Annotated in this window: 9 protein-coding genes and 4 pseudogenes; 4 read left to right on the forward strand and 9 right to left on the reverse strand. The window is 61.8% G+C overall.

The window, feature by feature from the left end; translation table 11 throughout:
* Positions 1–74 precede the first annotated feature (74 nt).
* Positions 75–335 carry a hypothetical protein gene (locus CKW40_RS46220; protein ID WP_500684305.1) on the forward strand — a complete coding sequence of 87 codons (261 nt, stop codon included), beginning with the start codon at positions 75–77 and terminating at the stop codon, positions 333–335.
* An 81-nt stretch (positions 336–416) separates the two neighbouring features.
* Here CKW40_RS46220 and CKW40_RS41140 read toward each other — a convergent pair whose 3' ends face one another.
* Positions 417–995 (reverse strand): plasmid pRiA4b ORF-3 family protein, encoded by a 579-nt coding sequence (locus tag CKW40_RS41140; protein ID WP_095205256.1) that lies wholly within the window; start codon positions 993–995, stop codon positions 417–419.
* Between the two features lie 340 nt (positions 996–1,335).
* Positions 1,336–5,297 (reverse strand): annotated as a pseudogene (locus CKW40_RS41145) (helicase-like domain-containing protein); the annotation flags it as partial.
* Between the two features lie 253 nt (positions 5,298–5,550).
* On the opposite strand from CKW40_RS41145, the gene CKW40_RS41150 reads away from it, so the two are divergent.
* A complete protein-coding gene (locus CKW40_RS41150) occupies positions 5,551–5,853 on the forward strand; it encodes a plasmid pRiA4b ORF-3 family protein (RefSeq protein WP_244571536.1) in 303 nt (100 codons plus the stop codon).
* Between the two features lie 570 nt (positions 5,854–6,423).
* Here CKW40_RS41150 and CKW40_RS44270 read toward each other — a convergent pair.
* The 3 genes and pseudogenes from CKW40_RS44270 to CKW40_RS41165 form a co-directional block, all read right to left on the reverse strand.
* A complete protein-coding gene (locus CKW40_RS44270) occupies positions 6,424–6,582 on the reverse strand; it encodes a hypothetical protein (protein WP_179298307.1) in 159 nt (52 codons plus the stop codon).
* A gap of 61 nt (positions 6,583–6,643) precedes the next feature.
* Positions 6,644–6,901, reverse strand: a complete 258-nt coding sequence (locus CKW40_RS41160; protein WP_244571529.1) for a hypothetical protein — start codon at positions 6,899–6,901, stop codon at positions 6,644–6,646.
* A pseudogene (locus tag CKW40_RS41165) lies at positions 6,894–7,322 on the reverse strand (HPP family protein); the annotation flags it as partial. The pseudogene CKW40_RS41165 and the gene CKW40_RS41160, both read right to left, overlap by 8 nt.
* Between CKW40_RS41165 and CKW40_RS45160 the strand changes: the two are divergent.
* Positions 7,299–7,448, forward strand: coding sequence for a hypothetical protein (locus tag CKW40_RS45160; RefSeq protein ID WP_244571530.1), 150 nt, complete (start codon positions 7,299–7,301; stop codon positions 7,446–7,448). The pseudogene CKW40_RS41165 and the gene CKW40_RS45160 sit on opposite strands and share 24 nt — an antisense overlap.
* 512 nt (positions 7,449–7,960) lie before the next feature.
* Here CKW40_RS45160 and CKW40_RS45540 read toward each other — a convergent pair.
* The 3 genes and pseudogenes from CKW40_RS45540 to CKW40_RS41185 all read right to left on the reverse strand — a co-directional run bounded on the left by CKW40_RS45540 (position 7,961) and on the right by CKW40_RS41185 (position 9,965).
* Positions 7,961–8,557 (reverse strand): cold-shock protein, encoded by a 597-nt coding sequence (locus tag CKW40_RS45540; protein WP_095205261.1) that lies wholly within the window; start codon positions 8,555–8,557, stop codon positions 7,961–7,963.
* 250 nt (positions 8,558–8,807) lie between these two features.
* Positions 8,808–8,963 (reverse strand): annotated as a pseudogene (locus CKW40_RS41180) (SMC-Scp complex subunit ScpB); the annotation flags it as partial.
* A gap of 3 nt (positions 8,964–8,966) precedes the next feature.
* Positions 8,967–9,965 (reverse strand): DUF1403 family protein, encoded by a 999-nt coding sequence (locus CKW40_RS41185; RefSeq protein WP_095205260.1) that lies wholly within the window; start codon positions 9,963–9,965, stop codon positions 8,967–8,969.
* Between the two features lie 253 nt (positions 9,966–10,218).
* Between CKW40_RS41185 and CKW40_RS45175 the strand changes: the two are divergent.
* Positions 10,219–10,418: pseudogene (locus CKW40_RS45175) on the forward strand (integrase); the annotation flags it as partial.
* A gap of 332 nt (positions 10,419–10,750) precedes the next feature.
* Here the strand turns inward: CKW40_RS45175 and repC are convergent.
* The coding region (gene repC / locus CKW40_RS41195) for a plasmid replication protein RepC (protein WP_244571534.1) at positions 10,751–11,292 on the reverse strand (542 nt) is incomplete at its 5' end.

The following is an 11,292-nucleotide window of genomic DNA, read 5'->3' on the forward strand; positions in this document are numbered from 1 at the left end:
GATGGTAACGGTCGCCTCCTGTCTGAGAGGATCAAGGGCTTCAGGGCCCAACCATTCCGACAGGAAGTTTTCCGATGGCCCAGGTGAGCGCCCTTTCGCCGGCTCGTGATCCAGAATACGAGGTCCGCAAATTCGTCGATCACGACGTAGCCATTGTCTCTAAACGCATTTTGGCGAAGTTCAGCCGATCCTCATGCCAATCGCCGGTTGGAGATCGCCAAAAATTCAATTTGGCGGAAGAAGTGGTTTGCTCGGCCAGATACGAAACCGCTTCGTCGGGAGCCTCAGCCGCCGCGGTGGCGAAATATCCGTACGCAGCGAAGAACTTCAGTTGAACCGCCAGTCCAAGCCTCGACCCGGCCGGCTTGGCGTTCGCAAAGTCATGTCGGCAAAAGAGAGGCTCCACTCCGGCCCGCCTACCGTATATCTGTGTCCCAATAATGCACTGGGGCCAACTTGCGGCCAGCCCATCGGTGCATGGCTTTGTGTTCTTCATGGTCGGGGTCGATCCAGGCATCCAGAAAGCTGGCATAGCCTGAAGGCCCACCTGAGTCTTCGGGAGGTCCTGAACGTTTGGCGGCGACACAGCGAGGATATTTGACACTCTCCTCACGCACGACGCGTTCGAGGCGCAGCAGATGACGCCAACTGTCGCCAAAGTCGTATTCGTAGAGGATCGTGAGAGGGTTTTCGTCGGAATCGAAGGCAAAGTGAAGGTCGATCATCCTGACCTCGGTCCCCTCAAAGATCCGGCTGTCGGATAGGCCGTCCTCATCGAACTCTGGGGCGCCGTAGACGAGGTCGCCGATATTGAACTGATGCAGATGGCTGTCGGTCCAGCCGAAGGCGGCCTGCAGCACCTCGTGGAGTTGAGCAAGGTTGAGGGTGATTGGCAGTTCGAGAGTGTGGCTAATCTTGGGCTCGACGTCGAGGATTTGAACCTTGGCGCGCACAATGAAGCTGTCTGGATCGAAGGGGGCAAGCATGCCGCGCATGCTGGTCGCGGGCAATGGAGGGGAGACTGCGAGCAAGTCTCTTTCACTGTTTTCTCTTCCTTTCCCTTCCCCTGCTCCCTCGTTTCAGCCTCGATCACGCAGTTGGCCTCCTTCTGATCTTGATGGCTGGCCTCGGTGTAAATCTTGGATGGCCTTTTTTCTTCGGCAAGCCTCGTGCTTCGTCACAGGGATCCTGACGCTCGATCAGGAGCGCACGGGCCCGAATTCCGGGCCGGAAAGTGTCGCAAGGTCTGTCGCACAACTTCGACTTTGCGCCCGACTTTTGCGACAGAATTTTCCCTGAAATTCAACGACGCCGATTCTATCGCGAATGTTAGGATCATGCCGCTATCGGCCTCGCCTCGATGCCTGACGCCAGCGCCTTATCCACCTCAGCAAACTGCCGACGCTTTTCGGCCAGGTCGCCGGCAAAGGCGAACTCACCTTCGCCGCGCGACTGGTAGGAGGCAAGTCTGCGGCAAGCATCGGCGCGGCGCTGGCGATAGCGCTGCTGCTCACCCTCGAAACCGTCGAGCGCGTGCTCAAGGCGGGAGACGGCCCCGAGCGGTGTGACCGTGACGGGAAGCTCGATCTCATGTTCCGCACCAGTGCGCATCAGCATGGTGGTGTAACGGTAGCCACCCTTGCCGAACCGTTGGCCCGCATATTGAAGGTCGAAGCCGCCGATCGCGGCGATGACAAGTTCGTCTTCCTGCTGGAGCTGGACGAGAGTGAGGATTTCCTTCATCAGCGCCCTGCCCGTCTCCTTGCGCTCGGCATGGGGCCTGGCAACGACGCTCATCACGAAGGCCGCGCCGGCGGTCGGAACCTGCCGGTCGATGTCCTGCCCGATTTCGGTGATGCGCCGGCTCGAATATTCAATGTCGCGCTGGCATCACGGATTTGCCGGCGAACGGCATGCTGGTCGTCGATGTGCGCGGCGCGCAATCGCTCCAACCGGGCGATGTCGGCTTCGAGGCCCGCCTTTTGTATCAGTCGTTGATCGCCCGACGCGATCGCCTTGGCAAAAGCGAACTGGCTCGCCTGCCCCTCGCCGAGGTCTTCGAGACGCCGGATCGAGGTATCGCCGGAAAGGGCGGCCGCGATGAACCGGGCCTTGCGCTCGTTGTTCTGCCACATGGTCGCGTCGAGCGAGCCCTCGGTGGCATAGGCGAAGATGTCGACCTCCTCATGCTGGTTCCCTTGACGCACGATGCGGCGTTCGCGCTGCTCGATCTGCGACGGCAACCACGGCACGTCGAGGTGGTGGAGCGCCGTCAGGCGGAGTTGCGCATTGACGCCGGTGCCCATCGTCTCCGACGAACCGATCAGGAAGCGGACTTTTCCCGCGCGCAGGTCGCCGAGCAGCCGTTGCTTCGCCTCACTCTTCTTGAAGTCCTGCATGAAGGCGATCTCGGAAGCCGGCACGCCCAGGCGGATGAGTTCGTCGCGGATCCAGCGATAGGCGGAAAACCCCTCGTCTTCTCGACGCTGATCGTGCCGAGATCGGAGAAAATCATCTGCGCGCCGCCGCGGAGATCAAACACCTGGCCGTCGGGGCGGACATAGGGGTGTTCAGATGTGTCTTTCCAGATGCGAAAAGCATTCGAGATGAGATCGTTGAGCTTGTTGTCCGGCTCATTGTCGTTGTCGGCATCGACGAGGCGCAGATCCATCGCCGCATAGCGTCCATCCGTGATGACGGACAGCAGGATGTCGTCGCGGCTCCGGTGGTCGGTCGCGTTCCTCGATTGCCTTAATGCGGGCGTCCAGCACTGTTTGGTAGTGCTTGAAGGCGGCCGTCGGCTTCGCGGTGACGATCTGGCGCTTGCCAGTCGAGATGTCAGGCACCTTCCCATACTGGCGCAGGTCCTCAGGCGTCACGACATCCGCGAAGGAGCGGAACATGGCGATCAGCTCCGGCACATTGACGAAGCTGGGGAAGCGCGAGACCGGCTTGTATTTGCCAGACGGCTGAAGCTCGAGCTCGGTCGTCGTGTCGCCGAAGGTCGACGCCCAGGCGTCGAACTCGTGCAGCCCGCGCTCCATAAGCGCCGCATGATCCATCAGGCGCTGCACGGAGAACATCTCGCCGAGCGTATTGGTGATCGGCGTGCCGGAAGCAAGCACGAGTGACCGGCCGGGGTTCTTCGTCTCGATGAAGCGGGATTTGACATAGAGGTCCCAGGCGCGCTGCGAGCCGTTCGGGTCGACGCCCTTGAGCGTCGACATGTTGGTCGCGAAGGAAAGCTTCCGGAACTCCTGCGGCTCGTCGACGATGATCTGGTCGACGCCGATCTCGGCGATGGTGAGCAGATCGTCCTTGCGGGTCGAGAGTGCTTCGAGCCGTTCCTGCAGGCCCTCCTTCAACCGCTCGAGGCGCTTGCGCGAGACGCGGTCGTCGCTCTCGACCTTGGTCAGCAGGGTTTCGTAGAGTTCCAGCTCATCGTGGATCATCTGTTGCTCGAAGGCCGAGGGCACGCCGATGAACCGAAATGCAGAGTGCGTGATGATGATGGCGTCCCAGGATGCCGTCGCCGCACGCGACAGGAACCGGGCGCGTTTGTCCTTGGTAAAATTGGTCTCGTCGGTAACCAGGATGCGGGCATTCGGATAGAGCGCCAGAAACTCGCGCACGACCAGCATCGCCTTGGCGATAAGGCCGAGCCGGCGCTGCTCCATGATCGCGGCGGCAATCGTCATCGTCTTGCCGGCGCCGACGGCGTGGGCGAGATAGGTCGAGCCGGAGGCAATGATCCGCCAGATGCCGCGCTTCTGGTGAGGATAGAGGGTGAAGGCCCCGGAGGCTCCTGGCAGCTTCAGGTGCGTGCCGTCGAATTTGCGCGGCGCGATGTTGTTGAAGCGGTCATTATAGACCCGCGCCAGCCGGTCGGTGCGGTCGGGTTCGGACCAGACCCAGCTCTGGAAGGCGGTCTTGATCTTCTGCAGTTTTTCCTTCGCCGCCTCGGTGTCGACGACGTTGAGCACGCGCTTCTCACTATCGCCGTCCTTCACGGTGTCGAATATCTGCGGCACGCGGCTGTTGAGCGCATCGGCCAGCAGCTCGCCGGCATGGCGGCGATCCGTGCCCCATTCGGAGGTGCCGACGGCGAGATAGCCGAGCTGACGCGCCTCGACGGTCCAGGTCGCCAGTTCCGGCATGTGGTGGATGCGGATATCGGCGCCCATCGTCTCCTTGACGAAGACGGCGACATCGGCGGCCGGAATCCAGGGCGCCCCGAGCCTGGCGGTGATGTCGGAAGGGCGAAGATCCGCCGGCTGCACGCCCTGAAGGGCCGTGACGTTGCGCTCGTAGGCGGGATCGAGCCCGGCGGCCGCCTCCGCGATCTTCAGCTTGTCGCGCACATGGCCGGACAGATAGGCGTCGGCCATCTGCCAGGAACCGTCGGCGGGATCGCGGAAGATCGCGCTGCCGAGTTCCGCGACGACATCAGCCACGTCGCGGTGCAGCAGTTCGGCGATATGGTCGAGATCGACACGGCCGCGTTCGTCGAGCATGACGGCGAGCGCATCGGCGGCACTTGCGATCACCGGCGGTGCCGGCGGGGAGATCACCCGTCCGGTGAAGATCGGACCGGGCTTTGCCGTGTCGGTTTCGAGGTCGTAGTCCTCGATGGAAGCGACCAGCCAGCAATCCGGATCGTCGAGGAAGGGCTGGAGGTTCGGCCGCCGATGGGTCTCGCGGCTCTCGCCGGTCTGCTGGTCTTTCGTGATCGACACCGTGGTGTGGTTGATGGGGCCGAAATCGCGAACGAAGCTCGACCAGGCAATGCGCAGCCGGACCTGGCCGTCGCGCCACGGCCGGCTGGTTTCCTGGGTCTTCAACACGTCACGAACCGCGTCACGGATCGGGATCAGCTTCTGGATGATACGGACGTGCTTTTCGGGGAGGCCTTCGCCGATCCGGCCCTTGCGGACCTTGATCGCCACGGGCGCGCCGTCGACGATCTGCATGAGGCCATGCCGGACATCGATGAAATAGCTACCCTCGCGGACTGTTGGTTTGTCCGGGCGAGACTCGACTCTCTCGGCCAACTCAGCCTCGTGGTCGATTGCTGTCGGCACGCCGTCATAGAGGCCTTCGGGAAGACGATCGACTGCCGCCGTCAGCAGCGATTCCGGATCGTCGCCCCCGCGCGGCAGGCATGTATAGGTCTCGCCGAACGGCCCGGACGTCAACGCGTGCCGGCCGAGCACGAAATCCGGATGCCGGGCGAGCCAACGGTTTACGCGGATTGCGCCCTCGTCATTCGCGGCTGGCCGGATCTCCTCGGGGTCGATGGATCGGATGGGGGGCGTCCTGATCGCATGGTCATGGCGTGATCTCCATCAACTGGTGGAACTATCACCTGCATCAGTTTCGGATTGGCGGCCTTTGCTATGGCGATCCAGAACAGCTTGGCGAAATGGAATATGAAGGCGGATCCCGTTCCTTCGACGAAAATGAGGTTCGGCTTCTCGATTCGAGCACTGTCCACGGCTCTCTTTCATCTATCTCTACGACTTCTGCGATCACTGGGAGCATCTAGTCACCATCAAGAAATTCCTCACCCTCGACCCGATTCCGAGGACAGCGGCCTGCATCGACGGCGCCCGCGCCAGACCACCCGAAGATGTCGGCGGCATCAGCGGTTTTGAGAATTTCCTGGCCATCATGGGTGACCGGGACGATCCCGAGTATCGAGACGTCAGGCGCTGGTGCGGCGGTCATTTCGATCCTGAATGGTTCGATCTGACGGTCGTCGACAGGGTCGTCAGGAGCGCACTCAAGCCGAACGTCCGGCGACGTCTTCACCAGCCAAAACCCAAACGCGGGGCCGGCGAGCGCGCGCGGTAAGCTGAGAAGCACGTCTGCTGGGGACGATTTCGGCCCATCGAGCAGCCCGACGTTTCGTCTGCTCGACTCGACAATGGACGGGAAGGCGGCAATATTCCTGTAGGTGGGAGAGGATGTATGCGAGATTTGCCACGCGACATAGATGCCGACGTTGTGATTGAAATCAGTCGTCTTCTCGATGACGCCGCGCACACCGTGGCTGTAGCGATCCACGGTCTTGTCAAACATATCCGGGACGCAACACAAACGCGACTTTCCGATCAGGCGATCGAAGAATTGATTGTTGACATGGCCTCGACGCGTGGTTTGTCCATGATCTTCGAGAAGCCGGCGGCCTGAGCCTCGCTTCCAGGGTTCAACATCGACCCATTGCAGACGCCTTAGGTCGCCGACGCGCATCAAGATTAGCGTGGGGTACGGCCATTGGCGGCATCGAATTTACCGAAGACGGGGGTGTGAAAATCAAAGGATTCGTGACCTTCACGCGGATGCGATTTGCAGTTAAATTGATAATCGGAGCTACCACATTCTCGCAATTAACTGCCAAACCTAACCGAAACGATCGCCTTCTCACGATTTGCTGCCAAGCGACAGGCGAGGGTCGAATTCGTGAATGATGGCGACCTCGGCGTCGTCGATCTCGTCGCCCGGTAGGACACGTAATCGCGGGCTGATTGACAGGGTGTCGCAGGAGGTGGTCGGATCCGGGGTGGTCTGACTGCCGTCCATGACGCACTCTGGCCGGCCATTACGGTTTCAGCGCCGCCCTGAAGAAGCGCTTCACTCCCCATTAATCGCGCTGCTCCGCGAGCCAGAATTCGACCGTATCGTCGACGCTGTTGATGGCGGATCGGCTGCCGCGATCCTGAAAGATCTGTGTAGCTTCCGCCTCGCCCAAAACCCAACTGCGAAACTTTTCGACCTTCGGTACACGGGGCCTGCTTACAGGAGCGACGACGTAATAACCATCCGGTGTTGGCACAAAGGCGTTGATGGCAACGACGACCCTTCCTGAAGCGAGAGCATCGGCCACCGAAACATCCCGCACGACTGCCAGACCTTGGCTCGACGTCGCTGCCTGTATCAGTAGCGCGTCGTCCGCATACGTAGCCGAGTGCCACCAGCACGATTGAGTTCAGTGCCACCGGGACGAAGGGAAACAGCAAGCCGGCGCTGATGACGGCCGGCCCGCCTAACACCGCGATCAGGGCGGCGGCCCCGCCTGGCGGATGCAGGCAGCGTGTAAACGACATGGCGGCGATAGCCAGCGCCACGGCAATGCCAATGGCAAGGACGGGTTCAGGCACGAACTGCGCCACGATCACGCCGACCAGCGCCGATATCTTGTTACCGCCGATGATCGACCAGGGCTGCGCCAGCGGGCTTGCCGGCACTGCGAATAACAGAACCGCGGATGCCCCCATCGGCGCGACCAGCAGGGGCACATGCGCGCCGTTGCCGAGCGCCAAGCCGCCGATCGCGCCGGTCAGCGCAATGCCGATCGTCGCGCCGACAAGGATGGGGGCAAAAAGGCGGAAGGCCATGGAATAGCTGAAAACCTCAGACTTGATGCGGAACGCGTCATTGCGGCGTGATCGCCCCCAATGACGCCAGACTGTTGAATTGGGAAGCCAACCCGATCCAAGAGCCAGCCGCTTCGGGAAATAGTATTTCGCGATGCCGGCGAACGGTTTGGGGCGGTTCGGGTCGGCCGAACCGGTCTATAGATTTAGAGCTTGCGCGGGTTTTCGGAATCGGTTGGCAAGGAACCCGCTTCATGCGGCGGCGACCGCGGCGAGGCCGCACGCCAGATTGGCCTTGTGAAGGGCCTAGTGCCCTGGGGGCAGATGGAACCATCGGGCTTGTTGCCAGGCAGGCTTGTCGTCACCTTCGCATTTGCAATACGAAATTGTGCATTGCAATATCGGCGGCCCGTCGGTATCATCTTGCTGTCGGCCATCTACTCCTCCCAGATGGATGCCGATACTGAATGCGGTGCACCTCCTCCCGCGCCGTATTCGAAAATCGAGCCCGCTGCCATCTCCTCCCGGCAGCGGGCTTTTCTTTTGTATGACGGTAGTTTCGGCCATGGCCGATCTATCGGCGCCTAGAGGAGGCGAATGCTCCGAACCTCCAGGCCCTTCTTGCCCTGCCCGTATTGGAAAGACACTTTCTGCCCTTCCATCAGCACGCTGAGCCCTGAGCGGGTCAGTGCGGTAGCGTGAACGAAGACGTCCTTTTCACCGTTCTCGGGAGCAATGAAGCCGAAGCCCTTTTCGGGATTAAACCACTTGACCGTGCCTCCGCTCTCCAGCTGTGCACTGCTCGCGGCAATGGACTCTCCCGCCAAGCGCTCATCTGCCGGAGTTTTCGGAATCTGCTCACCGATATCGAGCACTTTGACGACCTGGCGACCTCGTGGACCTTCTTCCGCTGTGACCTTGAGATGCGTCCCCTCGGAAACATCGCGGCTGCCGGCAGCTTCCAACACCCGGATGTGCAGATATGCCTCGGTGCCGGTGGACAGCTTGACGAAGCCAAAACCCTTGCTGGCGTTGAACCAGATCACCTCGGCGTCGACAGCGCCTGGAGTTACGGCTGGCGAGTGCTGAAAGTAGCTGGGCTCGGAAGTTCGCTGCGAAAAGGAAACCGGGTCATCGTCGTAGCGACGCCGTGGCTGGCGGTAATCTTTGTATTTGCTCATCATCGTCTCGACACTGGCATGGAGAGCTGCGCTCCCGTCAGGGTAATCTCCATCGTACGATGCGTTTGTGTCAAATGGACATGGGGGCGCATATCTTGCTTTTTTAGGCGACCTTACTGGGCACGGGGCGCCGTGCGAACGGGGGCAAGGCGAAAGCTGCCGGAGCGTACAATTGACGGCTGGCGACCTAATCGACGGTCGCCTGCGGCTAAAAAGAGTCGGACGGCTCCATCGCGAACACTGGGACAAGTCGTGTGACCGGCTCGCTCGCCGCGAAGATGGTTGCTTCGACGCGGTTCATCCATTCCCGCCAGCGCACCTCCGGCGGCAGGTGATCGAGCTCGCGGTCCAACAGATGATCATCTGACCGGCCTTTGCCTCGTCCTGTGCGAGAGCCCTCCACCATCCGCTACAGCCCGTAAATGCGGAACGTGGTACGGCCGGACAGCTCGCGCACCGCGCCGAAATCGACGAGACGGTCGAAAAGGCGGCGCAGGCCACGATCGCTCATGCCGGCGATCTTCTCCGAGGCGACAATTGCGTCGCCGGACAGCAGTTTTTCGACGACGAAATCCGACGCGCGGGCGCGCAACTTCGGCGCCACCGCGAGCAGCCGATCCGCGCGGCGTCCGAGCTCGGCGGAAAGATCGATGGCGCGCAGCGCGGCGCGCGCGTGCGCGGAAAGCAGTCCTTTCGTCTGGTCGGGTTGGCGCTCCACGCCAGTCGCCAAACTTGTTCCCGGGCGTCGAGCGCGCGCGAGCTTCGCCCCCGGCTCGGCCTCCGTTCCCAATAGCGGCACCGCATGGCCCCAGCCAAGCCGTTGCGCCAGCAGCGCATCCGCGAACCATGCTCCCGCGCGCCCAACACCATGCCGTTCCGCGCTGGCGAGCGCCCCACCCAGGATTGCGACCACCCCTTCGGCGCCGGCGAGTTGCCGAAGGTCATCCGAAAGATCGGATACCGTCCCATCGTCGCGTGCGAGACCCAGATCGTCCAGAACCTCGGCGATGCCCGGCTCAGTCAGCAGTTCCTCCGTAGGCCGCGTGGCCAACCGACGCCAGGCCAAAAACATCCGGCCGGCGGGGCCGACGTCATCGCCGGGGCGGGTCAGCAGCACAGCATCGCGCAATGGCACTTCATCCTCGACGCGGCCCGCTTGTCTTGCCGTCACCGCGCCGGCCGTAAGCGCTAGCCGCTGCCGCCAGGCCCCAGCCCATCGTTCTTGCCGGCGCACGACTGCATCGAGCGCGCCGATAGCGGCGCCGGCCATAATCGCGGCATCCTCCAGCGTCTGCGGCTGCCGCGCGGCCCGGCGCAGCCAGGACGGCACCGGCGTCGCGAGTGCGAGCGGCTCGGCATGGGCAGGTTCGACAACGTGCGGGCGGGACGGTTTCGGGCGCAGAATCATTATCGACAGGATGAACCACGACGGCGCTTTTGACAATCATTTGAGCCAAAACCGCCGCGCTCGTCGACAGGTTTTATGAACGATAAACACGGCGGCGCTGCGCGCTCGGTCGCGACGATCGACCGGCGGCTCTCCGGTCGCCTGGAACTTTACCCGGGCGCGGCCAGCCCGTGGACCGCGCTCGCCGGCATCCGCAGGAAAGCATGCAAAGCCGCCACGGCAGAAGGAGGCCCCGTCGAGGCTCTCCGCAAGCAAGCAAACCGCACTCGCAGCTGGCGTCCGTTCCAATCTCCCGGAAGGGGAACTTGCGCTGCTGTTCTCCGGACACTCGCTGCGCGCCAGTCTTGCCTCCTAGGCCGACATCGAGGAGCGTTTCGTCCAGAAACACCTTCAGCCTCAACGACGCGCAAATATCTGCGGCGGCGCGATCGGTTACGACCCAATCTCACTAAAGGCGTCTTGGCTCTGACATCACCTTCCTACCTCTCACCAAAAGCCGTAACGTTGCGAAGCAAGGGGTGGCTTTGTTTTCGTAACGCGTTATGCGAATTTGAAGCATGGATACGCCGAAACACCCGCTTGGCGGCCCACGTCAACCAGATGTGCTAACGTCGGCGGAACGACAGCGCGCCTATCGTTCCCGAGTGGCATCCCGCTGCTGAGACGATGCAACAGCCCCAGCACCGCGCCGTGCCACAGTCCTCGCACTATTACAACGACGCCGAGCAGCAATGGGGCACTCGGCGCGGCTGATCGTGTAGGGGCCATCGGCAACGCCAAAAATTTCAACCCGTCATCTTTGCCGTCACCCCGTTCGTTCGCAACGCCGCCATCAACATCGGTCCCACCGAAAACAACCCTGCCCTCGCCTTTTCGGTCAGCACGCGCAGATATCCGCCAGCCGAGTTGATGTGCTGGGACCGTTGCAGGATGCAGGCCATCACCACGGCAGCCGTCTCCTGGCCCATTGTGTGGCAAGCATCCTCGTAAGCCGACGGCGAGACCCCCAAGTATCCGCGGACCTGTGCCGCGGTGATCATGAAGTCGCGCCAGCTGCCAATTCCCTCCACGGCATAGTCGACAATGTCGGGGCACGCTTTCAGCACAAGGCCAAGCGGATAGCCTTTCGGCTTCCCGTCGGGATTTGGCTCTGCTCGCGCCGTGCTTTTTTCCAAAGCAGGTTCAAATTCAAAAATAGTTTCGGTATTTGAATATGATTGCTGCCGCTCGTTTTGAGACTCATTGCCGCTCGGATTCGTGGAATTCATGAAGCTTTCCAGCAAGATGTCCACTTCCTCGTGCAACGCGGCCAGACCACCCACAATCA

Origin of the sequence: Mesorhizobium carmichaelinearum, assembly GCF_900199455.1 — a bacterium.
In the GTDB taxonomy this organism is placed as follows: Bacteria; Pseudomonadota; Alphaproteobacteria; order Rhizobiales; family Rhizobiaceae; genus Mesorhizobium; species Mesorhizobium carmichaelinearum.

Excerpts from the sequence above, each read along its gene's own strand:
- CKW40_RS41140 (WP_095205256.1), bottom strand. The coding sequence starts at position 995 with ATGCGCGGCATGCTTGCCCCCTTCGATCCAGACAGCTTCATTGTGCGC.
- CKW40_RS45540 (WP_095205261.1), bottom strand. The coding sequence starts at position 8,557 with ATGAGCAAATACAAAGATTACCGCCAGCCACGGCGTCGCTACGACGAT.
- CKW40_RS44270 (WP_179298307.1), bottom strand. The coding sequence starts at position 6,582 with ATGGACGGCAGTCAGACCACCCCGGATCCGACCACCTCCTGCGACACC.
- CKW40_RS46220 (WP_500684305.1), top strand. The coding sequence starts at position 75 with ATGGCCCAGGTGAGCGCCCTTTCGCCGGCTCGTGATCCAGAATACGAG.
- CKW40_RS41185 (WP_095205260.1), bottom strand. The coding sequence starts at position 9,965 with ATGATTCTGCGCCCGAAACCGTCCCGCCCGCACGTTGTCGAACCTGCC.
- CKW40_RS45160 (WP_244571530.1), top strand. The coding sequence starts at position 7,299 with ATGCGCGCCGTTGCCGAGCGCCAAGCCGCCGATCGCGCCGGTCAGCGC.